Raw genomic sequence first — 23,645 nt, 5'->3', positions numbered from 1 at the left:
TGTCCTTGACCCCATCCCGGGAGTTGAACCTTGTCCATCCTACCCCGCGCCGCGCGATTGCGGCTTGAATGGTCGCTCGGCGCGTGTTTCCTGCTGATCACGCTGATCGTTACCGCTGTCGTGGTCTGGCAAACCGGGCAACATCAACGCCAGCAGCTGCTGGCCGCTTATCAGGCCCGGCTGGGTTACGTCTCGCAAACCCGCAACGCCATCCTGCGCAGGCAATTCGACCAGCTGGATCGCGATGTGCGTTTTCTCAGCGCCACGCCGCCGATCGGCGGCATCATCCGCGCCAAGGCCGACAACGGCATCGACAAACAGGAAAAATCCACGCTGCAGAATTGGAACAAGCGCCTGACCTCCCTGTTCAGCGCCTACCTGGCGGCCAATCCGGAATTGACCTCTGCGCGGCTGATCGGGGCGGCCGATGGCGGGCGGGAACTGCTGCGCGTGGAGCGCGGAGCGCGCGGCGACGTCGTCGTCGTTGCGGAAGGAAAGCTGGCCCGGCGCGGCGATCGCAGTTACGTAAGCGAGGCGCTGCGCCTGCCGCCGGAACAAGTCTATTTTTCGGATCTGTCGATGGGCTCGCGCCCGCGGGAAGCGCATGGCGCGCCGCTGGTGCCGACCTTGCATGTATCGATGCCGGTCCGCGATGAGCGCGGCTCGGTCTTTGGCGTAGTGGTCATTAATTTCAACGCCAGCGAACTGCTGGCCTCGCTGAAACGCAACATCCCGACGGAAATCCAGATTTACCTGACCGATCAGAGCGGCAGCTATCTGCAGCAACCGGACCCGACCCGCGCTTTCGGCCCCGAACCCGGCCACCTCAAGCGCTGGCAGGATGATTTCCGGCCGACATCGCAAGACATGGGGCAACCAGCCACCTTGCGCACCTTCGACTCGCCGTACGGCATCGCCTACGCGCATGCGATCGACATTCCGTTCACGCCCAGAATGCCTGGACACTATTGCAAGCTGATCGCCGTGCTGCCGGACGAGCAAGTGGCCAAACTCGTCGCCAACACCCAGGCCGCCGTGCTGACCAATGCATTGAGCGTATTCCTGCTGCTGGGCCTCGTCTGCCTGCTGTATTTCCGCACCTACCGCCAGGCGGCCATCCGCCAGGCCGAACTGGCCGCGATTGTGGAAAGTTCGCAGGACGCCATCATCGGCTGCACCCCCCAGGGCCGCATCGTCAGCTGGAACGCAGGCGCGGAACGCCTGCTCGGCTGCCCGGCCGAGCGGGCGGTAGGCCAAACGCTGGACAGCATCATTCCGCAACCCGAAGGCGCTCCCGCCTCTCCCGAGCGGCTGCTGCAGGCCTGCGAAGATGACGCGCCCAACAATCTGCGCTGCGGCCTGCGGCTGCCGGATGCCCGCTGGCTGGACGTGGACATCACCATTTCGCCGATTCGCCATGGCCGCGGCCGCCCCAGCGGCGTGGCGCTGACCATACGCGACATCAGCGAACAGCAAGCCGCCGAAAAATACATCCGTGAACTGAATGCCTCGCTGGAGCAGCAAATCGAACAGCGCACCCTGCAGTTGCGCGCGTATTCGGCCATGCAAAACGCCATCCTGGCCCACTCCGGCTACGCCATCATCGCCACCGACGGCAACGGCCTGATCACGCTGTTCAATCCGGCGGCGGAGCGCATGCTGGGTTATCCGGCGCCAGACATGATAGGCCAGCGCTCCTTGGCCTACTTCCATTGCGCGGACGAATTGGCCGAACGCTCGATCCAGCTGTCGCACGAGCTGGGCGAAACCGTAGGCGCGGACTTCGAGGCCATCGTCGCGCCGGTGTGGCGGCAAGAAACCGACGAACGGCAATGGACCTATGTGCGCGCCGACGGCAGCCGCTTTCCGGTACAGCTGACGGTCTCCCGGCTGGAGAACGAGAGCGGCGACGCCGCCGGCTATCTGGTCATCGCCTCCGACATCACGCAGCGCCTGCAGGACCAGCGCAGCCTGGAGTCCGCCCGCGACCAGCTGATCAAGGCGGCGGAGGTGGCGGAACTGGGCATCTGGAGCTGGCGCATCGCCAGCGACACGCTGGAGTGGAACGACAGGATGTTCGACATTTACGATATCCCGCGCTCCTTCCGCGACTTCGGGCTTTACTACAACCACTGGCGGGGGCGGGTCCACCCGGACGATGTCGCGGATGCCGAGCTGCGGTTGCAGCAGTCGCAGGAAACCGGCATCGCCTTCAACCAGACCTTCCGCATCGTGCGCCAGGACGGAGACATCCGTTACGTGCAGGCGGCGGCGGTCGTCGAATGCGGCCCGGATGGCAAACCCAGCCTGATGCTGGGGATCAATCGCGACATCACCCCTCAGCGCGAGCAGGAAAACTGGCTGCGCGAGGCGAAAACCGCGGCGGACAGCGCCAGCCGTGCCAAGTCTGATTTCCTGGCCAATATGAGCCATGAGATCCGGACGCCGATGAACGCCGTGCTCGGCATGTTGCAACTGTTGCAGCACACCCGGCTGGACGAACAGCAAGCAGACTATGCCGACAAAGCCGCCGCCGCCGCGCGCACCCTGCTCGCCCTGCTCAACGACATTCTGGACTTCTCCCGCGTGGAAGCCGGCAAGCTCACGCTGGACCCGCATCCGCTCAGCCTGGACAAGCTGCTGCGCGACATAGGCGTCATCCTGTCCGCCAATGTCGGCGCCAAAGACGTAGAAGTGCTGTTCGACATCGCCCCCGAACTGCCCGACACCATCATCGCCGACTCGCTCCGCCTGCAGCAGATTCTGATCAATCTGGCCGGCAACGCGATCAAGTTCACCGAGCGCGGCGAAGTGGCGCTATCGGCCCAGTTGGTGGAACGGGATGCGGACCGGCTGCGCATCGCCTTCGCCGTGCGCGATACCGGCATCGGCATCACGGCGGAACAATGCCAGCGCATCTTCGAAGGTTTCTCCCAGGCGGAATCGTCCACAGCCCGACGCTATGGCGGCTCCGGACTCGGCCTCGCCATCAGCCAGCGCCTGGTCGGGCTGATGGGCGGCCAGCTGCGGGTGGATAGCGAACCCGGCCAGGGCAGCACCTTCAGCTTTGAAATCGAATGCGAAGCGGCGCCTGCCGCGGACATGCCCGCCTCCACAGGCGTCGTGCCGCTGCAAAACCTGCGCTGTCTGGTCATTGAAGACAATGACAGCGCCCGCCAGACGCAAAGCGCCATCCTGCGTTCCTTTGGCTGGCAGGTCGATGCCGCCGCCAGCGGCGAAGAGGCGCTGGCCATTCTTTCCGGACAGCCGGAAGGGCTGGATTACGACGTGGTGCTGGTGGACTGGCGCATGCCCGGCATCGATGGCTGGGAAACCTGCGAGCGTCTGCGACGCCTTCCGCCACAGGGCCAGCCGCCGGTGATCATGATGGTCACCGCCTACGGACGCGAGCTGTTCGAGCAGCGCCGCAAGCAAAGCCCCGGCGTCATCGACCACTTCCTGATCAAGCCGGTGACGGCATCCATGCTGTTCGACGCTGTCGCCGACGCGCGCGCCGGACGAGGGTTGCGCCAGGCCCTTCCCCCGCTGCCCGCCGGCCAAGCGCCGCGGCTGGCCGGCCTCAAGCTGCTGCTGGTGGAAGACAACGCCACCAACCAGCAGGTAGCGCGCGAACTGCTGAGCCAGGAAGGCGCCGCGGTGGACGTGGCGGATTGCGGGCAGGCGGCGCTGGCCGCCATAGCGTCATCGGCTCATTACGACCTGGTGCTGATGGACATCCAGATGCCGGACATGGATGGCTATGAGGCAACCCGCCGCTTGCGCGCCCAGTACCCCGCTACCGCCCTACCCATCATCGCGATGACCGCCAACGTAATGCCGGCCGACCGCGAACAAGCGCTGGCCAGCGGCATGAACGACCATGTCGGCAAGCCCTTCGACCTGGACCAATTGGTGGCGGCGATACTCCGCCACACTGCGCGCCCGCCCCAAGCCAGGGAGGCTCTCCCCGCCCCGCAGGACGCCCTCGCCCAGGCGGAACCCGCCCGCGCGGAACCGACAGCCGACAGCGGCCTGATCAACAGTCGCGCCGCCATCCTCCGCTTCGGCGGCAATGTCGAAATCTACCGCCGCACCCTGCTGAGCTTTTGCGAAGAATTAACCGGGCTGCTGGCCAGCCTGCAAGGCCAGATCCAGCAAAGCCTGCGCGAGCCGGCGATCCAAACCCTGCATACGCTGAAAGGGCTGGCCGCCACGGTCGGCGCCGACGCACTGGCCGCCCTCGCCGCCGACAAGGAGACCTGGCTGCGCGATCCGGCGCGCGGCTGGCCCGCGGACTTCTCCGCGCTGCGACAAGCGGCGGAAGAGGCGACCGCGGCGGCACAACGCCTGGCCCTGCAGCTAGTCGCGCCCCCCGCCGCTCAGCCCTCCGCAGCTGGCGATGTCGCCCTCATCTGGCAGGAGCTGGCCGATCTGCGGCTGCTGCTAAACACATCCAATCTAGAGGCCGTTCAGCGCTTTGAACAGCTGGAACAGCAATATCGCGTGGCCATGCCGCAGGAACTGGAACAACTCGGCGACGCCATCATGCAGCTGGACTTCGCCGCCGCCACGCGCCTATGCGACGACCTGCTCAGACAACAAAAGGTGGATCAGCCATGAACGATGCGCCCTTCCATGCCACCGGCCGGCGCGGCAGGATACTGGTCGTCGACGATCAGCCGACCAACATCTTGGCGGCGCATCAAATCCTGCAGCCGGAGCACGATGTTTTCATGGCCACCACCGGCGAACAAGCCATCGATTTCTGTCAGTCTACGCCGCCTGACTTGCTGCTGCTGGATGTGGAAATGCCCGGCATGAACGGCATGCAGATCTGCCAGCAGCTGAAGCAGGACCCAGCCACTTGCGACATCCCCGTCATTTTCGTGACCGCCCACCAGGGGCAGGAGCAGGAAATCGCCTGCTGGGAGGCCGGCGCCGTGGACTTCGTCACCAAACCGGTGACGCCAGTCACCTTGCGCAAGCGGGTCAATGCCCATCTGACGCTGAAATTCCAGGCCGACCAACTACGCGCGCTGGCCTTCAGCGACGGACTGACCGGCCTCGCCAACCGGCGCCGCTTCGATGAGCGGCTGGAGCAGGCCTGGCGCCATGGTCTGCGCCACAATCATCCGGTTTCGCTGATCATGGCCGACATCGATCATTTCAAGAAATACAATGATCGCTACGGCCACAGCGCCGGCGACGAATGCCTGCGCCGGGTGGCGCAGACGCTGCGCGAGCAACTGAACCGCTCTTATGATCTGGCCGCCCGCTTCGGCGGCGAGGAATTCGCTTGCCTGCTGCCGGAAACCACGCTGGCCGGCGCCACCACGCTGGCCATGCAAATGGAGGCCGCCATCCGCGAGCTGCGGATCGAACATGCCGATTCGGACGTGGCGCCCTGGGTCACGCTCAGCTTGGGGGTCGCCAGCCTGATGCCGGATGTCGACTGCCGCAGCCAGCGCTTGATCGAACAGGCGGACGGCCAGCTCTACCTCGCCAAGGGCCGCGGCCGCGGGCGCGTCTGCGCCATCTAGGCTCGGCCTAACTGGCCGGATGGCGGATGACCAGCAGGGAAATATCGTCGCAAGCCACGCCGCCCAGCATATGGGCCTTGGCCGACGACAGCACCGATTCGCCTATCGCTTGCGGCCAGCCCTGGCGCACCGCCGCCTCGACCCCGGACAGGCCGAACATCGCGCCGGCGCCGTCCTTGGCCTCGGTGATGCCATCCGAACTGACCACCAGCACCTGCGACGGACGCCATTCCAGCGTCTGCATCGAGTCGTCAAAGTCTTCGGCCGCCAGCACGCCCAGCGCGGGGTGGCTGGACTTGCAGCGCGCCGTCACCTCTCCCTGCTCGTCGAACAGCAGCACGCAAGGCACGCCGCCGTTCCAGATCCGCAGCGCGCCGCCGCCGGGTTCGATGGCGATCAGCGCCGCCGCCACGAAGCGGCCGCCCGGCAGCAGGCGGTGCAGCTTCTGATTGACCCCGCGGACGATGTCAGCCATGTCGCAGCCGGCCTCGGTCATCTCATGAAAACAGTCTATGGCCGGCAGCGCGCTGATGGCCGCGGTCAAACCGTGGCCGGTGCAATCGGCCAGCATGATATGCTCGCCGCCGGCCGGGGTAGGACAAATGATGATCAGATCGCCGTTGAAGCCGGCTGCCGGGCTGAGGTATTGCCAGATATGGCTGGGCGTGGACGTGCGCAGGCTGATCAGCCGCTCGATCAGCTCCAGCGCCAGTTGCTGCTCGAACTCGTTTTCGCGGTAATACTTTTCCAGCCGCACCGCATCCTGGTTGATCTGGTTCTGCATCTCGGCGATGCGCAGAAAGACATGGATCTTGGCGGATAGCAGGTCGAAACTGACCGGCTTGGCCAGGTAGTCGTCCCCGCCGGCCTTCAAGCCCTGCACCACGCTTTCCAGCTCATTCAGGCTGGTCAGGAAAATGATGGGCACCCAGTGCTCGCCGAACATCCGGCGCAGCTCCGTGGTTGCCTGCAAGCCATCCATCTCCGGCATGATGACATCCATCAGGATCAGGTCCGGCAGCTGATTCTGACAAAACGCCACCGCTTCCAGGCCGTTCTTGGCCGAAACGCAGCGATAGCCAAGCTCCATGATGAACTGCTCGATGAAATAGCGATTGGTCGCGCTATCCTCTACCAACAAGATTGTCGTCGACGACATCCCATCCTCGCCTGATGCAGCTGCTGCCAGTCACAAACCGAATCCATCCCGGCCCCGTCGTCATGCTGCGCCTTTGGCCTCCAGCCCATCGTACTGCTTGTTGCCCGCCTCGGCGCGTCTTGGCTCTACGAACCTGTTTACGACCTGCTGCGCGTCGCGAGGCGACACGGCGAGACGTCTTCGGAATGCTCATCTACCATTTACACCGCTTCCCCAGCCGTTTTCGCCTTGTCTCGCTCTAGCTCGCGAGAGCGTAAACAGGCTTCACGCTCCAAGTCTGTCCGCGCCCGCATTCGCGACGCCAAGAGCCGGCCGCCGCACCGCCATGCGCTCAACCAGCCCACTCCCATAATAAGACTACTGCCGACAACACTCCAAGTTGCAATGCAATATCGTGCACTGGCATCCCATGTCCAAGAAAAATCCCCGCGGACGCGGGGATCAGAAGTTATCGCGCCATCCGCTTTTGGCAAAGCCAAGCGATGCGCTCGGGCCAGTCCGGAAATCCGGGCGTGCCGCTTGCGGCTCACGGCTGGAAAGGCGTGTTTTCGGCAAAGTACTCGTGGTTGTCGGCATTGTTCAGGGCCTTGGCCGGACTGCTCTTGGCCAAATCCTGGGCGCCGCTCTGGCCGTAGACATTGTCCTGCGTCCCGGCTATCACGGTGAAATGCGACAACTCATGCACCAGCGTGCCGCCTTTGGAATCGGTGCCCTTGGTCGGCGCTCTCCAGAACGCCCCGCACAAATAGATGGTATACGGCTGCGACGGATAGACGTAGGCAAAGGTGTCGCTGTCGGTGCAACTGCAATCCAGCTTGATCGGTTTGGTATCCAGCGCGTCCTTGATCTTGACATAGTGGGACTTGGCCGTGTTCCAGTTAGCCTGGCTGTACTTGCCAAACCAGGTGACATAGCGCGGCGACGCCGATTGCGCGCCGCTCAGATACGCCGCGGTCTCATCTGCCATCGCCCCGGCGGCCACCACGCCATCCTTGGATTGCGACTGCTGGCTGACCGAGCAGTTGCCGGCGTAACTGATGCCGCTGACCGCGCTGCGGCTCTGGACCTGCCAGGCCTGTTTCGCCGAGCGCGAGCGCAGCAACAATGGGCTAATCTTGCCGGCGCTGGCGGCGCCGACCACATTGGACACGATGGCTTCGTCCTGCTGCGGCGCGGCCTGCTTGGCGCGGATGCCGGCAGGCAGGCCGCGGTTCAGCACCCGGTTGCCGCTGCTTTCGAAGCGAACGCTCAACTGGCCGCCCTTGGACAGATCGTAATAATCAGACACCCGGACTTTGGCGCTCAGCGTCGCGCCCGGCGCCAGCGTCACCGTATCGCGCAGCGACGGCACCACCCGCTTGTACTGCGGCCCAAGGTACTCCGCCGGCTTGCCGTCGACGCTGACTGCCAGGAAACGCTCCTGCACCTCCTTGCCCGGCAGGTACCAGCGGTAGAGATGCAAGGGCTGCTTGCCGGTGTTGCGATAGTTGACGGTCACATCGACGTCCTGTTCGGCGCTGACGCTGGGCTGGCCGAGGCTGACTTGCAGATCGGCGGCAAAGGCGGATGAAGCGAACAACAGCGCCGCGGCAACGATAGGTAATCTCTTGTCCATTTTATTGTTCCCTTTAGAGGATTCTTTCATCACGGAAAGTTATATAAAACGCACTCGTCATGCGCAAATCATTAATTACATGAACAAGCCATGACGACAATCAATAAAATTACCGATGTTGCGAAATGCATACAGCATATCCACTGCAGCACCCGCCTCAGCGCCAACATCGCCGGTCTATAGTGCGGTAAGATCACAGGTTGACTGCGCCGGGTGAGACCGATCCCGGCGCGCGGCCACAACCCTCGACTGTTTTTCGACGGAATCATGAATCAAGCATCTGAAAAGGCCCTGGTCGTCCTGTCCGGCGGCCAAGACTCGACCACCTGTCTGTACTGGGCGCTGCGCCGTTTCGGCGCAGGCAATGTAGAGGCCGTAACCTTCGACTACGGCCAGCGCCACAGCGTGGAGCTGGATTGCGCCCGCAAAATCGCCCAGTTGGCCGGCGTGCGCCAAACCGTGCTGCCCATCGACACCTTCGCAGCGATAGGCGGCAACGCGCTGACCGACGACGCCATCGCCCCGGAAGAAGGCGTGCGCGACGACGACGCCCTGCCCAACACCTTCGTGCCCGGCCGCAATCTGATCTTCCTGACTTTCGCCGCCGCCTTCGCTTACACCCGCGGCGCGCGCCATCTGGTAACCGGCGTCGCCCAGACCGACTACTCGGGCTACCCGGACTGCCGCGAAAACACGCTGAAGGCGCTGGAGCTATCGCTGCGACTGGGCATGGATAGCCGGGTGGAACTGCACACGCCGCTGATGTATCTGTCCAAGGCCGAAACTGTGACGCTGGCGCAACAAGTAGGGGCGATGGAAGCCCTGGCCTGGAGCCACACCTGTTACAACGGCGAGGTGCCGCCCTGCGGCCATTGCGCGTCGTGCGAGCTGCGCGCCAAAGGCTTCGCCGAAGCCGGCGTGGCCGATCCCTTGGTAGAACGCTGCCAGGCCGAAGCGGAAGGGCTCTGAGATGCACGCCTGTTATCTGCTCGCCGGCGCCGGCTTTGAAGCGGCGCGGCAGCTGCCGGCCGTTGCCGGCAAAGCCTCCCGCCCGCATGGCCACAGTTTCCGCGTTCTGATCCGGAGCGAATCGCAATGCGGCGATGCCGCGGCGCTGGAAAGCGCCGTGCATGCGGCCCTCTCGCCGCTGGACTACACCGACCTGAATGCGCTGATGGTCGACAGCAGCGATCTGGCGCTGGCGCGACACATCGCCCAGGCCCTGCCCCACCCAGCCGCCATCAAGCTGCAAGGCGCGCCGGATCGCGGCGTGACGCTGGATGGACAACACGCCTTCTGCTGGCTGAACGCTTCATTCGAGGCCGCCCATCATCTGCCGCACGTGCCGGTTGGCCATAAATGCGGCCGCCTGCATGGCCACGGCTTCGGCGTGCGGCTGGTAGCCGATGCCGCGCGCTGCGGCATACCGGAACTGGAACAGGCCTGGACACCGTTGTTCCATCGCCTGAACCACCGCTACCTGAACGATATCGCCGGCCTGGACAACCCCACCAGCGAAGTGCTGGCCCTGTGGCTGTACCAGCAGCTGAAGCCAACGATGCCGGGCCTCGCCTGGGTGGAAGTGCGCGAGACGCATACCGCTGGCAGCCAATTCGACGGCCAGCGTTTCCGCATCTGGAAAGAGCAGCGCTTCGAGAGCGCGATGCCGTTCGACGAAGCCGGCAACTACACCGGCCACAGCTATCTGGTCCGCCTGATGCTGGCCGGCGACATCGACCGCACCATGGGCTGGCTGCTGGACTTCGGCGACGTCAAGGATCGCTTCAAGCCGATCTACCGCCAACTGGATCACAATCCGCTGGACAAGCTGGCCGGCCTGCGCCGCCACGACAACGCCGCGGTGGCGGAGTGGATCCATGCCCAATTGTCTCCGCTGGTGCCGGAACTGGACCGCATCGATCTGATGGAAAGCGAGCGCGCGGGCGTCTCGCTACACTTCCATCAGGACATGCGCTGGCCGCTGCTGTAAACGGCCTGGCCGCATACTGAATCCCGCGCGGGCAAGCCGCTCGCGCCATGCCTTCGAGAAATAGCGTGACTACCTACACCGTCAAGGAAATCTTCTACACCCTTCAAGGCGAAGGCCGACAGGCCGGCCGCGCCGCGGTGTTCTGCCGTTTTGCCGGCTGCAATCTGTGGTCCGGCCGCGAGGAAGACCGCGCCAAGGCGATTTGCCAGTTCTGCGATACCGATTTCGTCGGCACCGGCCCGGACGGCGGCAAGTTCGACGGCGCCGCCGCGCTGGCTGCCCGCATCGCCTCGGAATGGCCCGAAAACGCCGGCGGCGTGCGCTATGTGGTATGCACCGGCGGCGAGCCGCTGCTGCAGCTGGACAGCGAGCTGATAGACGCCCTGCATGCGGAAGGATTTGAGATCGCCGTAGAGACCAACGGCACCGTGGCCGCGCCTCCAGGCATAGACTGGATCTGCGTCAGCCCCAAGGCCGGGGCGGAGCTTAAACAGCTCAGCGGCAACGAGTTGAAGCTGGTCTACCCGCAACCCGCGCAGTTGCCAGACACCGTGGCGCATCTGGATTTCGACACTTTCTACCTGCAACCGATGGACGGCCCGGACCTGGCCGCCAACACCCGCGCCGCCATCGCCTACTGCATGGCGCACCCCAAGTGGCGGCTGTCAGTGCAGACCCACAAGGTGGTCAGCATCCGCTAAACGAAAACAGGCCCGGCGAGGGCCTGTTCTCATTCCATCAGCGCTCAACCCGCGATCACTTCCTCAGCGTTTCCAAATACAGCCATTGCTGATATATCCACGGCAGATGCTGCCATAGTCCGGCCAGATTATTCAGTCTTTTGTTCGCCGGATTATCGCCGTATTCCGTAGCGATCCATTGCTCCGGATCTGGCACATCGCCGCCAGCTTGCTCAGGCGTAAACATCAGATAGGCAGGGAGACGCCAATAGTCCTTGCCGTTGCTATCCTTTCCTGCGGCCGGCAAGGTATAAAAACCAGGGTCTACACACTTTGTATCCTCATCGGTGCGAGGCGCGGCCTTGCATGGCCTCGCTCCCTTAACAATCGCCTGTCCTTTCAACAAAATCTGTCTCCCCGCATGCGAGAAATTCAACCCGGGCATCGCAGCCAACGTTGGTAACATCTGCGGCGGCACGCCCAAACCCTCCATTGCTTGGGGATAATTCAGCGAGGATACGCTTTCCAAGGTCAGCGGCACTTGCGGCACGGTATCCAAAGAAGACAGCACCGCAAATGCGCCCTGATTGCCGAAGTCGAGCGCATACTGATAGGCGAAATACTCATTACCCGGCTTGGGCTGGGCAAAGGCGTAACACTTCACGTCGAAGCAAGCGTTAGCAAACGGCTGGGCATTCAGCCATGCGGCCGCCAGCGTCGCCATCCCCGCCCCCAGGCTATGGCCGGTGACATAGATTCGGATGGGTTTGCCCTGGCCCGATTGCTCGATGACCGCTTTGAGCATGTCCGACAAGCGGTTGCGATGTCCGCATATTTTTTCCGCGGCGAAATCCAGCGACTCCAGCGCCAAGCGAAAACCCATGTGCACCTTGGCCCGCTCGGTGGTTCCATCATATGTCTGCTTGCAATAGGTTCTCGATGATATCGTCCATTGCTTAGCCGCTTCGCCTATCCATTTGGCTGCATGCTTTTGGTTTTCGACATCGATGGTGATCGGTGCGGCGCTGACCAGCAACGCTTCAAAATCTTCGAACACATTCGGTCGATTGACCGTCCCGCGAAAGGCAAGACAATAGGCATCCAACTCAGGGTGATAAGCCAGCATGGCCTGGTTATAAAACAAATCCTGACAAGAAAGACAGATGGATCGCGACCAGTCTTCGGACTTGATGCCGGCTTGCCAGCCCTGTGGCCAACGCTGAGTCAACAAGGATGGCAGCGCCTGCCCCGGATAGCGCGTTTTGTTGACCACGGAAATAATGGGCGCTTCTGTCATCTTCGCAGTAGGAAACAAACCTACCGTATTCTCTTTGCTGTCATTCTCCGCGTCAGGTCCGCGCGTGGGGTCGCTCCACAATTCTCCGCCCACGGCGGAAGCCAGGCACAAAATCTCCAAAGCCTCCTCGACTGAATACTCTTTGCTCCATTGCATGCCAGCCATCGCGCCACTCTCCTAAGTAGAAGGATATGCCCGGCTAATGCCGGTGTTTAAGAACAACATTGAACAGAGTTTCAAGCAACTGCTCATAAGAACAGCGGCATTGCAGAAAACCTCTAAATGGCTATCTGCATCGCGCCGGCTAACGTCTATAACAACAAAATCACGGCCTAGACCGCGAAAAGGCCATTCCGATCGACACGCTACGCTTGCGTCTTTTTTTTGTTTTCCGCGTAAGAATCGCAAAAGCATCTCGACTTAATGGCTGTGGGCGGCGCTTCCGGCAAGCAAGCTGTAAGCATCCGCCGCTTCCGGCGACCAATCGCCATCACCCGCATGGGTGAACTACCCAGGAGAAAACCATGAGCAGCAACAAAACCCTTATCGCTACCGCTCTTAGCGCGGTCATCGCCATCGGCGCCATGAGCAGCGGGCAGGCTCTGGCCAACGATGGAAGCAAAGACCAGTGCTTCGGCATCGCCAAGGCCGGTCAGAACGACTGTAAAAACGCCGCGCACGCCTGCGCCGGCCAAGCCAAGGTTGACAACGATCCGGCCGACTTCAAGCTGGTTCCCACCGGCACTTGCCAGCAAATGGGCGGTCAAACCAAGCCGATGTAATTTTGCTGGCTGGCAAGCCCAGCCATTTTGATTACCATACCCCGGCTTGGCGGCACCCGCCGCCAGGCACCACACCAAGGAGTCAAACATGAAGCAGAACAAAGCCCTGATCGCCTCCGCGCTCGGCGCCGTCATCGCCATGGGCGCCCTCTCCGCCGCGCCGGCCAGCGCCGCGGACAAGGAAAAATGCTATGGCATCGCCCAGGCAGGCAAGAACGACTGCGCCTCCGCCACCGGCATGCACTCCTGCGCCGGACAGGCCAAGGTGGACAAAGACCCGGGCGACTGGAAATACGTCGCCAAGGGCAGCTGCGAAAAAATGGGCGGCAGCGCAACGCCGAAGAAGTAATTCGCTCCATCCGGCCCGCCATGCGGCGGGCCGCCCTGCCCGGAACCGCAGCATGTCATACACCAACCTACCCAGCGTTTGCGGCATCGGCCTGCGCGCACCTCATTACCGCGAAGCACTGGACACCACACCGGCCCTAGGCTGGGTGGAGGTGCATAGCGAAAACTTCTTCGATGGCGGCACGCCGCTAGCCATGCTGCGCCGCGTCGCCGAAACCTGGCCCTTGTCCCTGCATGGCGTGGGCCTTGGCCTGGGCTCCGCCGCCCGGCCCGACGCCGGCCACCTGGCGTCGCTGAAGCGGCTGGTCGACGAGTTGCAGCCAGCCGCGGTATCGGAACACCTGTCGTTCAACCACTCGGCACAGCGCTACGTGAACGACCTGCTGCCGATCCCCTATACCCGCGCCGCGCTGGATACCATCGCCGGCCATGTAGCGCAGACGCAGGATGCGCTACGCCGCCCCATCCTGCTGGAAAACCTGTCGAGCTACGTCGAGTTTCCCGGCAACGAGATGAACGAAGGCGAGTTTCTGGCCGAACTGGTGCGCCTGACCGGTTGCGGCATCCTGCTCGACGTCAACAATCTCTACGTCAACCGCATCAATCTGGGCACCGACACCGAGGCCGTGCTGGCGGCGCTGCCGGTCGATGCGATAGGCGAAATCCATCTCGCCGGCTACAGCGAACGCGAGGGCCTGCTGGTGGACACCCATAGCCAGCCGGTGCATGACGGCGTCTGGCAGTTTTACCGCGAAGTGATAGCGCGCATCGGGCCACGCCCCACCTTGATCGAATGGGATCTGGATATTCCGCCGCTGGCGGTGTTGCGCGACGAGGCAGCCAAGGCGCAAGCGATACTGGAGAGCCGTCATGAACTGGCATGACTGGCAGCACGCGCTGCTGGAGGCGATTGCCGACCCGGCGCAACAGCCCGCCGCGGCGGAATGGGGACTGAACCCCGCCGGCTTGGCGGTCTACCGCAATAATTACCGCGTCGGCCTGATCGATACGCTGGCGCACAGCCATCCGGTATGCCGCGAACTGGTGGGCGAGGAATTCTTCGCCGCCCTGGCGCGCGAGTACGTCAAGGGCCAGCCGTCGGTCAGCGGAAACCTGCATGTCTATGGTTCCGGCTTCGCCGACTTCATCGCCGGCTTCGAGCATTGCCGCGAACTCCCGTACCTGGCAGACGTGGCGCGCCTGGAGTGGGCCATCCACCGCTGTTACTACGCGCAGGACGCCGCATCGCTCGATCTCTCCGCCTTGGGCGCGGTACCGCAGGAACAATGGGGCCAGTTAACCTTCATCCCCCTGCCTGACGTGGCGCTATGCCAGGCCCGCTCGCCCGCCGTCAGCATCTGGCGGGCGCACCAAGACCACGGGCCGCTGGAAGGCATGTTGCAACGTCCGCCGGAGGATGCCCTGGTCTACCGCGAGCATGGCGCCGTGCAGGTCAAAGCGCTGGCGCGATGCGACTACGCCTTCTATGCCTCGCTGTTCGATGGTCTGCCGCTGGCAGAGGCTGCGGACAATGCGCAAACGCTGGATGAAGCCTTCGATCTGCAAGCCGCCCTGCTCGGCCTGTTCCAACCGCCTCTGCTTGCCTCCTTCCACCTTCAACCGGATGCCTCCTCATGAGTAACGCGCTCAAACCCGCCTTCTGTGCCTATCGCCTGCTGATCCGCGCCGGCGACCTGCTGCAGCCGCTGGTGCTGGTGCTGCTGCGGCTGTGGATCGCCCATGTGTTCTTCAGCTCCGGCCTGACCAAGATCGCCGACTGGGACGTCACGCTGGCCTTGTTTACCGACGAATACCATGTGCCGGTGTTGCCGCCGAATGTCGCGGCCATCATGGCCACCTGCGGCGAGCTGGGCCTGTCCAGCCTGCTGGTGCTGGGCCTGGGCGGCCGTTTTGCCGCCGCTGGCTTGTTCATCCTCAATGCGGTGGCGGTGATCAGCTATCCCGGCCTGACCGATGCCACGCGACAGTTCCATTATTTCTGGGGCGCGCAAATCCTGGTGCTGCTGGCCTTCGGCCCCGGCCTGCTGTCGCTGGACGCTTTACTGAAGCGCTGGCTGCAACGGCGTTGCCCCAACTCAGGCAGCTGTTAAAGGCTGCGCCCTCCTCTCAGCGAGGCGCCTTGGACAAGGCGCCTCGCCGCAACCAAGGGGACGAATCCAGCATCGGTATGGTTGCCAGCCGGGCAAGCGGCGCAAGTCGTGGCATAATCAAACCAACCACTTTGATGCCGATCGCACCACATGAGCACACAGCAAACCCTGGCCGTCGTCGCCGCGCATGCCGACTCCCCCTTTATCGATGACCTCGCCCGCCTGGCTCAAACCAGCCGAATCGACCGCTCCCGCCACGGCGTCATCCGCCTGGACGGCGTAGCCGGCGAACAGAAGTCGGACCTACTGGGCCTGTGCCGGCAACATCGCTGCGATGCGGGCCTGGTCGAGAGCGAGCGCCGTTTTGCCGATTTCGGCCTGCTGGTGTCCGATATGGACTCCACGCTGATCAGCATCGAATGCATTGACGAAATCGCCGACCTCAAGGGCATCAAACCGCAAGTGGCGGAAATCACCGAGCGCGCGATGCGCGGAGAGTTGGATTTTTCCGCGGCCCTGCGGGAGCGGGTGGCTTTGCTGGCAGGCCTGCCGGAGGCCGCGCTGCAGGAAGTGTATGAACAGCGGCTGCGGCTGAATCCCGGCGCTCCGCAATTGTTGGCTGCCTGCCGCGAGGCTGGCATTCGGACGCTGCTGGTATCCGGCGGCTTCACGTATTTCACCGACCGGCTGAAGACGGAGCTGGGCCTGGACGAGGCGCATGCCAACCAGCTGGAAGTCATCGATGGCAAGCTGACCGGCCGCGTGCCGGGTGGCATCGTCGATGCCGAAACCAAACAGCGCCTGCTGATCGCCGCCCGCGAACGGCTGGGCCTGCGTCCGGATCAGGTTCTGGCGGTGGGCGACGGCGCCAACGACTTGCCCATGCTGCGCGAGGCCGGCGTCGGCATCGCCTATCACGCCAAGCCGCGCGTCAGCGCCGAGGCGGATCTGGCGGTCGAGTACGGCGGCCTGGATGCCATCCCGCAATTTTTCCTCTGAGTACGCGACATGCAAGCCTCCTCCCCCATCGCCCTGCCGCAACTGGACACCGTCAGCTTCGATGCCGAGCTGCCTCTGGCGGCCAAGGTCTTGGACAGGGAATATCCGCCGCGCATGCAACGGGAAACCAGGCTATCCCTGCGCGTGCTGGCGGCGCCGACGGAAACCCCAGACGACACCAACCCCGTGATGCTGCGGCTGGAGGCCAAGCTGGACTTGGCGCTGGAAGTTTCCCTGCTGGAACGGCATCCGGATCGTCCAAACAATACGCCTTGCCGGCTCGGCTTGAACAGCATAGCCTGGCGCGACCAGCAGAATTGGCAGCCTGGGCAGCGCCTGCTGCTGTGCCTGCATCCCAATCCGGACTCCGCGCTCAGCCTATGCCTATGCGGCGTCATCGCCAGCAATCAGCCCGGAGGCGAACGCGATTATCTGCTGACGGCTGACATCCACGAATCGTTCGATACCGACACGCATCTACTTTGGGAAAAGTGGGTATTCCGCCGCCATCGGCGGGCGATACAAGAGCGCTGAGCGAACTCAACCGCCGGTCATCGACATGAAGCGGACCAGTTTTTGCGGCTGCTCGCGGAATTCATGCCGCTCCGGCTTCAGCTCTATCGCCTGACGGATCGCGGCCTCCAGGCCCGCATCGTCGATGCCGCCGCGCAGCAAGGGCCGCAGCTCCATTTTCTCCTCCTGCCCCAGGCACATATACAGCGTGCCATCCACCGATAGCCGCACCCGGTTGCACGTCGCGCAGAAGTGTTGCGAGATGGGCGTGATCACGCCCAGGGAGAAACTGCCGTCGCGGCGGCCCCAGTAACGGGCGGGCCCGCCGCCCAGCGTCTTTGCCTGCTCCACCAGATCGTAGCTGGCGCACAGGCGCTTCAGCACCGGCTGCAAATCGAGATACTGCGTGGCGCGGCCGGTATCGCCCATCGGCATCGCCTCGATCAGCCGCAGGATCAGCCCATGCTCGATGCAAAACGCCACCATGGCGTCGATGTCCTGCTCATTGACACCGCGCATCGCCACCATATTGATCTTGATCGGCGAGAAACCGGCCGCCTTGGCCGCCATCAGGCCTTCCATCACCCGCGGCAGGTTGTCGCTGCCGGTAATCTGCTCCACGCAATCGCGGCGCAGCGAGTCCAGGCTCAGATTCAGGCGGCGCACCCCGGCGGCGTACAGCGCCTCGGCATGGCGCGGCAACTGGGTGCCGTTGGTGCTCAGCGACAAATCCTCCAGGCCGGGCAGCGCAGCCAGCCGGGCAGCCAGTAGAGGCAGATCGCGCCGCAGAAGCGGCTCGCCGCCGGTCAAGCGCAGGCGGCGGGTGCCCAGCCGGGCGAACACGGCCACTACCCGCTCGATCTCGTCGAAAGTCAGCCAATGCGCCGGCTCCTCAAAATGCTTGAAGCCCTTGGGCAGGCAATAACTGCAACGCAGATCGCAACGATCAGTCACCGATAGCCGCAGATACTCGATGGCTCGGCCGAAACGGTCAATCAACATGCTCTCTCCAAGCCTTGCTCCACACTGTGTGTCATTTAGTCGTCGCCGGAACCCATTTCTGACGCCCGCCATGGTGCCTCATCGGCATCGAGGCGCGGCAAGAGCGCAAGCGCATTTTCATTGTACTGCACACTACGCCTCGCCACAGGCTTGCAATGGAGAGTCAGCCTCATCCAAATCTGCGCCGCCATCATGACAAGCGGCCAACAGCGGCGCGCCTTCACCGCCATATTGCCTGCTGACCGTCTCCATCAAGCTAAAAAGCCAATTGGAAGCGCTAGCTATTTATCTTAATAATCAAAATCTTAAATTAATCTCAATGACATACACGATACACACAACGTTACAAAAACACTTAACTTGACGCAATTCGCCATTCTTATACTGGTCTCGCCAATTTATTCAAATTGGATCAAAAAGCGCCAAATACCTTGTGGCCACTTCCCGCCTTACCGGCCCAATACCCAGAGAGCGCAATCATCAGGAAGGCGGCGCGGCGCCCACCCGGCCCACGCACAGCCCTCCCCCAAAGGAGAAATAAAAGCATGGCCAAAGCATTCACAATAAAAATGTTGGTTGCCGCCCTGGCCGCCGTCGCCTCCTCCAGCGCGATGGCCGCGACGGCCCAGGATCTGGGCAAGGTGGAGCAAGCCACGCCGGCGCAGAAACTGACGGTGACGCTAGCCCTGAACCTGCGCGACCGCGACGCCGCCACCCGCTATCTGCAAGAGGCTCACAGCCCGGCCAGTCCGAACTACCACAAATTCCTGACGCCGGCCGAGTTCCGCGCCCGCTTCGCTCCGAGCGACGCCACCGTGGCCCGAGTCAGCGCGCGGCTGCAGGCCGCCGGGCTCAGCGTCAAGCGCATAGGCAGCGCGCTGTTGCAGGTCAGCGGGTCGGCCGCCACCGTGCAGAAGGCCTTCGGCGCTGAAGTCCATGTATTCCAAAACAAAACCACCGCCCAAGCTGGCGTGTCCCGCTATATCGCCCCGGTACGCGCCGGCACGCCCAGCGTGGATCTAAGCGATGTGCAGGCGGTGATCGGCCTGGATAGCCGTCCGCACTTCCGGCCGCACCTGCGCCAACTGCCCAGCCATCTGCAACCGGCCGCCGGCAAGACCAGCGGCACCGTCACCGGCGGCAACGCGCCGGGACAATGGACCGTCACCGACCTGGCCCGCTATTACAACATCACGCCGCTGTACAATCAGGGCATCCATGGCAAAGGCGCCACCATCGGCATCGTGACCCTGGCCAGCTTCACGCCTGCCGACGCCTTCCAGTACTGGAGCCAGATCGGCCTGAATACCGACCCGAACCGCCTGAGCGTGGTCAACATCGATGGCGGCCTGGGCGCGCCCAGCGATGACGCCGGCTCCGACGAAACCACGCTGGACGTCGAGCAATCCGGCGGCATCGCGCCGGACGCCAAGATCATCATCTATCAGGCGCCCAACACCACCCAGGGTTTCGTCGACGCTTTCGCCCAAGCGATTGAATCCAACACCGCCGATACCTTGTCGGTCAGCTGGGGCGAATGGGAATGGTTCGACCAGCAGGCCCAGGCGGCCAATCCGGTCAATGGCCAAACCACCAATGTGCTGCAGGCCTACCATGACTTGTTCCTGCAAGCCGCCCTGCAAGGCCAGACCATGTTCGCCGCGGCCGGCGATGCCGGCGCCTATGACGTGAACCGCGCAGCGCCACTGCCGCAGTACAGCAAGGTATTGTCGGTGGATAGCCCGGCCAACCAGCAATTCATCACGGCCGCGGGTGCCACCACCGTTCCCTCTACCCTGACCTTCCACCCGAATGGCAAGGCCATGCAGGTCAAGATTCCGCGCGAAAGAGCCTGGGGCTGGGACTACCTGGGCGGCCTGTGCCAAGCCCTCGGCAAGGACCCGGTGGCTTGCGGCACTTTCCCGGTGGGCGGCGGCGGCGGCGTCAGCGGCTTCATCAGTCGTCCGTTCTACCAGTATTGGGTGCCCGGCATGCAAAGCACGCCGGCCGGCCAGCAGCTGGTGGACAACAGCCAGAATCCGCCGCAAGTGATCGCGTCCGTCCCGGCCAACTTCAAGGGCCGCAACGTGCCTGACATTTCGATGAACGGCGATCCGGAAACGGGCTATGTGGTGTACTACACCTCCAGCAAGACCGGCTTCTCCGTCTTGAGCAACAACGGCGGCACCAGCTTCGTCGCGCCGCAGCTGGCCGGCATCACCGCCTTGCTGAATCAGTCGATGGGCGGACGTCTCGGCTTGCTGAACTTCTCGCTGTACGGCCTGCTGGCAACCGGCCATGCCTATCACGGGCACGGCCATCACGGCGCGCCGCTGCACGAAATCACCGCCGGCGACAACTGGGGCTACAACGCGCATCGCGGTTATAACCAGGCCACCGGCGTCGGCGTACCCGATGTCGCCAATCTGGACGCCGCCTTGCATCGCTACTTCTGGTTCTAATTAACAGCCACAATAGAAAACGGCCCTCTTTCAAAGATGGCCGTTTTACTATTCGACGCTATCCGCTTCATTCGCCAGGCAATGCCCGCGCCATGAAACAAGGACTGGCGCCAGCTATGCATGACATGCCGCCCCGTCAATGATGGCGATGGTGCTTGTGATGCTTGTGATGCTTGTGATGCTTGCCGTGCTTATGCCCCGGCTTATCGTGCCGTTTGCGTTGCGGCTCGCGGCCGTAGTCGTGGCCTACTGCCGCGCCAGCGCCGCCGCCAATCGCGCCGCCAATGATCGCGCCATCGCGCCCGCCAACCGAGTGACCTACAGCCGCCCCTGCCGCGCCGCCCAAGGCGCCGCCGACAATGGCGCCTGTTGACGAATCGGCGCTGGCCACTGCTGACAGCAGAACCAGCGCCATGCCGGCAACCGCGAAAACTGACTTCATTTCCATTTTCCCGCAATTAATCAGAAAACGAAGCTTAAGGGCCGAAGCGGGTTTGGTCTGTATCCATATGTTAGAGAATATGAATATTCATTCACAAAAATGCTGCGCTATTGCTGCAGATAATCGAAGACCACCGTACCCAGATCCAGCGTCAGATCGCAGATGAAGTGATGCGCCGACAACACTTCCAGCACCGGCAGCTCGGCCACCGGCGCCAGCGCATGCGGATGCAGTTCCAGCGCGCCCGGCGCTCTCCAGGCGCCTTTGATCGTCACATCCGTGGTGTGATAGCGCACCAACTCGCAGATGCGCGGCGTGCCGTCCACATGCGGGATGATCTTCAAGAGGAAATTCGGTTCCGCCATGCTCTGTTGCAAGGCCGCGTGATCCAGCGTCTGGTACTTGTAGCCCATGGTGCCGGTGGCGATGCGCAAGGGCCCAAAATCCAAGGTGCCGATCAGCGTTTCCCGCTGCACCTCCAGCCGCGGATGGCCCGCCTTTTTCGGGAAGCCCCATAGTTCGCGACCGCCAGCAATGGGAGGATGATCATCCAGAAACATCGAGTGGACATAGCTGCCTTGCACGCCGCGGAAGCTGACCGGGATCACCTGCCCGCTCTCGGTGTAATCGCCAAACCCGGTGGAGTCCGGCATGCGGATGAATTCATACTTGACCACCGGCTCGGTTGCCTGCAGCGGCTCAGGCAGGATGGCCTGAATCGCCGCCGGATCCGTGCGATACGTGATGACCATATACTCCCGGTTGACGAAACGGTATGGCCCAGGAGGAAACGCCGGGCTGGTCAAGGGCATGGCAAAGGCACGGCTACGCACTTCTTGTTGCTTCATGGGACTTCTCCTTTAGAAACACACGAAAGACGGCAAGCAATCGGCAAAGTCAGCTGTGGCGGTAGACTGCATGAAAATATGTCAGTAAACCACTCAATTCAATAAGCATAAACACAGAGCAGAATTCGTCTGCATGCGACAATCCCCCGCTGTCAGGCAAGACGAGGTTGACGCGCTAGGCGTGTGCCAACGATCATTACAGGCGCATGACCAGATTCGTCCGTCAACATTGCACCAACAGACAGGAAAAAATATGAACGCCGCCAAGAAAATCCGCCGCTTCATCGAAGAAGGTCACGACCCGCAACAAATGCATGTCCTGAAAGAACTGGCCGCCGCATTGGAAATGGGCCGCTCGTTCGACCTGAGCAAGCTGTACGATATCGACATGCGCTACTTCGATGTCGCCATCGATCTACTGAAGGACTGGCGCTTCGATCACCACATCAGCTCGCGCAGCAAGCTGTTGGAACAGCTGCTGACCGAAATCGCCCCGCAACAGCAGGCGGCGATCAGCGCCGAGGAAGTCATTGCCACCGCTCAACACGCAAGCGGCGATGGCGGCGGCAAAAAGAAGGGCAAAAATTAACAGACCAACGCTGCCGGAACAGTCTGCCAATACTGTTGGTCAGCGCTGAGCCAGCCTAGTTCCAGTAAAACCATGATCTGCCACGCTTGCACCGCTGGCACTGGGTTAGCCGCGCCATGCAGCAGGGCATCGCGCACGTTCGAGTAATACCGCGTATAGTCGCCGGCCGGGCCGACAAGCTCGCGCGGCACGCCATCAGCCAGCACCAAGCGTCCAGGCAAGTCATCCCGGCCCCAAGCTGCGCTGCCCGGCATGCCTCCGGCCTTAAGCGCCTCTTCCTGCGGGTCCAGGCCATATTTGCTGAAGCTGCCCTGCGTGCCATGGATGATGAAGCGTGGCCCGGCGTCGGCCACCAGCGCACTGCCATGCAGCATGACTCGCTTATCCGGGTAGCGCAGCAGCGCATGAAACCAGTCATCGGAAAGCGCGCCATCGCGCAGGGCCGCCTTCTCCAACAAGATGGCTTGCGGCAGGCCAAACAACTGCACCACTTGGTCCAGCAGATGCGGGCCCAAGTCATACCACAGCCCCGCGCCGACATTCGTCGACTCGCGCCAGCGCTGGCGCACCAGGGGTCGATAGCGATCAAAATGCGACTCAAAGTGGACCACCCTGCCCAGCAGCCCCTCTGCCATTAGCTGTTGTATCGCCAGGAAGTCGGCATCCCAGCGCCGGTTATGAAAGACCGATAGCAACAATCCCTGCCGCTCCGCCAATGCGACCAACTGCCTCGCTTCGGCAGCCGTCAATGTGAACGGCTTATCCACGACCACATGCTTGCCAGCCCGCAAAGCCGCCTCAGCCAAGGAAAAGTGGCTGTCATTCGGCGTGGCGATCACCACCAGATCGATGTCCGGCGCCATCAACAAGGCATCAGGGGTCGCATGAACCTGAACATTCGGCAACACCGCCCTCACCTGCTCCGGCCGACTGGACGCCACCGCCACCAACTCGATGCCATCCACCGCTCTCAATAGCGGCGCATGAAATGTCGAACCTGCATAACCAAACCCAAGCAGTCCCACTTTGAGCGTTTGTGTCATCATCTTCTCCGGCGCAATCCAAGCATGATACGGGCGACGGCTATAAACGCCAAAGCCCCGACAGGGTCTGTCGGGGCGGGTGTCGCGCATTCGGCGCACGCAAAGCACAAAGCCCAGCTCGTGTGAGCTGGGCTTTGTCGTATGAGGCGTCTGGCGGTGTCCTACTTTCACATGGCGAATGCCACACTATCATCGGCGCTAAGGCGTTTCACGATCCTGTTCGGG

At 62.8% G+C, this 23,645-nt stretch carries 21 protein-coding genes and 2 pseudogenes; 16 read left to right on the top strand and 7 right to left on the bottom strand.

Annotation, left to right across the window (positions count from 1 at the left end):
- The first annotated feature begins 30 nt into the window (after positions 1-30).
- Together JHD59_RS17015 and JHD59_RS17010 are read left to right on the top strand one after the other, a co-directional pair.
- The gene (locus tag JHD59_RS17015; protein WP_199155100.1) at positions 31-4,620 is read left to right on the top strand and encodes a response regulator; all 4,590 of its coding nucleotides are present in this window, start codon (positions 31-33) and stop codon (positions 4,618-4,620) included.
- Positions 4,617-5,540, top strand: a complete 924-nt coding sequence (locus JHD59_RS17010; RefSeq protein ID WP_199155099.1) for a diguanylate cyclase — start codon at positions 4,617-4,619, stop codon at positions 5,538-5,540. The genes JHD59_RS17015 and JHD59_RS17010 overlap by 4 nt, the downstream gene beginning before the upstream one ends.
- 7 nt (positions 5,541-5,547) lie before the next feature.
- On the opposite strand, the gene JHD59_RS17005 is transcribed toward JHD59_RS17010, so the two are convergent.
- Both JHD59_RS17005 and JHD59_RS17000 read right to left on the bottom strand, forming a co-directional pair.
- A complete protein-coding gene (locus tag JHD59_RS17005) occupies positions 5,548-6,699 on the bottom strand; it encodes a PP2C family protein-serine/threonine phosphatase (RefSeq protein ID WP_199155098.1) in 1,152 nt (383 codons plus the stop codon).
- Between the two features lie 526 nt (positions 6,700-7,225).
- On the bottom strand, positions 7,226-8,314 hold the full coding sequence (locus JHD59_RS17000; protein ID WP_199155097.1) for a M35 family metallo-endopeptidase: 1,089 nt from the start codon (positions 8,312-8,314) through the stop codon (positions 7,226-7,228).
- Between the two features lie 267 nt (positions 8,315-8,581).
- Between JHD59_RS17000 and queC the strand changes: the two genes are divergently transcribed.
- The 5 genes and pseudogenes from queC (at position 8,582) to queE (ending at position 11,005) form a co-directional block, all read left to right on the top strand.
- On the top strand, positions 8,582-9,283 hold the full coding sequence (queC, locus tag JHD59_RS16995; protein WP_199155096.1) for a 7-cyano-7-deazaguanine synthase QueC: 702 nt from the start codon (positions 8,582-8,584) through the stop codon (positions 9,281-9,283).
- Between the two features lies 1 nt (position 9,284).
- Positions 9,285-9,473, top strand: a pseudogene (locus tag JHD59_RS23345) (6-carboxytetrahydropterin synthase); the annotation flags it as partial.
- 117 nt (positions 9,474-9,590) lie between these two features.
- A pseudogene (locus JHD59_RS23215) lies at positions 9,591-9,938 on the top strand (6-pyruvoyl tetrahydropterin synthase family protein); the annotation flags it as partial.
- A gap of 9 nt (positions 9,939-9,947) precedes the next feature.
- Positions 9,948-10,304 (top strand): 6-pyruvoyl tetrahydropterin synthase family protein, encoded by a 357-nt coding sequence (locus tag JHD59_RS23210; RefSeq protein ID WP_368671606.1) that lies wholly within the window; start codon positions 9,948-9,950, stop codon positions 10,302-10,304.
- 65 nt (positions 10,305-10,369) lie between these two features.
- A complete protein-coding gene (gene queE, locus JHD59_RS16985; RefSeq protein ID WP_368671605.1) occupies positions 10,370-11,005 on the top strand; it encodes a 7-carboxy-7-deazaguanine synthase in 636 nt (211 codons plus the stop codon).
- 55 nt (positions 11,006-11,060) lie between these two features.
- Here queE and JHD59_RS16980 read toward each other — a convergent pair whose 3' ends face one another.
- The gene (locus JHD59_RS16980) at positions 11,061-12,446 is read right to left on the bottom strand and encodes a lipase family protein (RefSeq protein ID WP_199155093.1); all 1,386 of its coding nucleotides are present in this window, start codon (positions 12,444-12,446) and stop codon (positions 11,061-11,063) included.
- Positions 12,447-12,805: 359 nt separating this feature from the next.
- Here JHD59_RS16980 and JHD59_RS16975 point away from each other — a divergent pair, with 359 nt between their 5' ends.
- From JHD59_RS16975 to JHD59_RS16945, 7 genes are all read left to right on the top strand, one after another.
- Positions 12,806-13,063, top strand: a complete 258-nt coding sequence (locus JHD59_RS16975; protein WP_103319100.1) for a DUF2282 domain-containing protein — start codon at positions 12,806-12,808, stop codon at positions 13,061-13,063.
- 88 nt (positions 13,064-13,151) lie between these two features.
- Positions 13,152-13,412 carry a DUF2282 domain-containing protein gene (locus tag JHD59_RS16970; RefSeq protein WP_199155092.1) on the top strand — a complete coding sequence of 87 codons (261 nt, stop codon included), beginning with the start codon at positions 13,152-13,154 and terminating at the stop codon, positions 13,410-13,412.
- Between the two features lie 52 nt (positions 13,413-13,464).
- Complete coding sequence (locus tag JHD59_RS16965) at positions 13,465-14,295, top strand: DUF692 domain-containing protein (RefSeq protein ID WP_199155091.1); 831 nt, start codon at positions 13,465-13,467, stop codon at positions 14,293-14,295.
- The gene (locus JHD59_RS16960; RefSeq protein ID WP_199155090.1) at positions 14,282-15,049 is read left to right on the top strand and encodes a DNA-binding domain-containing protein; all 768 of its coding nucleotides are present in this window, start codon (positions 14,282-14,284) and stop codon (positions 15,047-15,049) included. The genes JHD59_RS16965 and JHD59_RS16960 overlap by 14 nt, the downstream gene beginning before the upstream one ends.
- On the top strand, positions 15,046-15,522 hold the full coding sequence (locus JHD59_RS16955) for a DoxX family protein (protein WP_103319093.1): 477 nt from the start codon (positions 15,046-15,048) through the stop codon (positions 15,520-15,522). The genes JHD59_RS16960 and JHD59_RS16955 overlap by 4 nt, the downstream gene beginning before the upstream one ends.
- A gap of 150 nt (positions 15,523-15,672) precedes the next feature.
- The gene (serB, locus tag JHD59_RS16950) at positions 15,673-16,521 is read left to right on the top strand and encodes a phosphoserine phosphatase SerB (protein WP_199155089.1); all 849 of its coding nucleotides are present in this window, start codon (positions 15,673-15,675) and stop codon (positions 16,519-16,521) included.
- A gap of 9 nt (positions 16,522-16,530) precedes the next feature.
- Positions 16,531-17,055: a hypothetical protein gene (locus JHD59_RS16945; RefSeq protein ID WP_199155088.1), complete on the top strand. Its 525-nt coding sequence runs from the start codon at positions 16,531-16,533 to the stop codon at positions 17,053-17,055.
- A gap of 6 nt (positions 17,056-17,061) precedes the next feature.
- Here the strand turns inward: JHD59_RS16945 and moaA are convergent, their stop codons facing one another.
- Positions 17,062-18,036 carry a GTP 3',8-cyclase MoaA gene (moaA, locus tag JHD59_RS16940; RefSeq protein WP_199155087.1) on the bottom strand — a complete coding sequence of 325 codons (975 nt, stop codon included), beginning with the start codon at positions 18,034-18,036 and terminating at the stop codon, positions 17,062-17,064.
- A gap of 545 nt (positions 18,037-18,581) precedes the next feature.
- Between moaA and JHD59_RS16935 the strand changes: the two genes are divergently transcribed.
- On the top strand, positions 18,582-20,498 hold the full coding sequence (locus tag JHD59_RS16935; protein ID WP_199155086.1) for a protease pro-enzyme activation domain-containing protein: 1,917 nt from the start codon (positions 18,582-18,584) through the stop codon (positions 20,496-20,498).
- 136 nt (positions 20,499-20,634) lie between these two features.
- Here the strand turns inward: JHD59_RS16935 and JHD59_RS16930 are convergent, their stop codons facing one another.
- The gene (locus JHD59_RS16930) at positions 20,635-20,940 is read right to left on the bottom strand and encodes a glycine zipper domain-containing protein (protein ID WP_199155106.1); all 306 of its coding nucleotides are present in this window, start codon (positions 20,938-20,940) and stop codon (positions 20,635-20,637) included.
- Positions 20,941-21,047: 107 nt separating this feature from the next.
- Positions 21,048-21,788 (bottom strand): acetoacetate decarboxylase, encoded by a 741-nt coding sequence (locus JHD59_RS16925; RefSeq protein WP_103319082.1) that lies wholly within the window; start codon positions 21,786-21,788, stop codon positions 21,048-21,050.
- Positions 21,789-22,041: 253 nt separating this feature from the next.
- On the opposite strand from JHD59_RS16925, the gene JHD59_RS16920 reads away from it, so the two are divergent.
- A complete protein-coding gene (locus JHD59_RS16920; RefSeq protein ID WP_103319080.1) occupies positions 22,042-22,377 on the top strand; it encodes a hypothetical protein in 336 nt (111 codons plus the stop codon).
- On the opposite strand, the gene JHD59_RS16915 is transcribed toward JHD59_RS16920, so the two are convergent.
- Complete coding sequence (locus JHD59_RS16915; RefSeq protein ID WP_233164324.1) at positions 22,374-23,510, bottom strand: oxidoreductase; 1,137 nt, start codon at positions 23,508-23,510, stop codon at positions 22,374-22,376. The two genes, JHD59_RS16920 and JHD59_RS16915, sit on opposite strands and share 4 nt — an antisense overlap.
- Positions 23,511-23,645 lie beyond the last annotated feature (135 nt).

The organism is Chromobacterium sp. ASV23 (genome assembly GCF_016428945.1).
GTDB lineage: Bacteria > Pseudomonadota > Gammaproteobacteria > Burkholderiales > Chromobacteriaceae > Chromobacterium > Chromobacterium sinusclupearum.
Note: the sequence above shows the minus strand (reverse complement) of the source record. Positions and strands in the feature narration are given on the sequence as shown.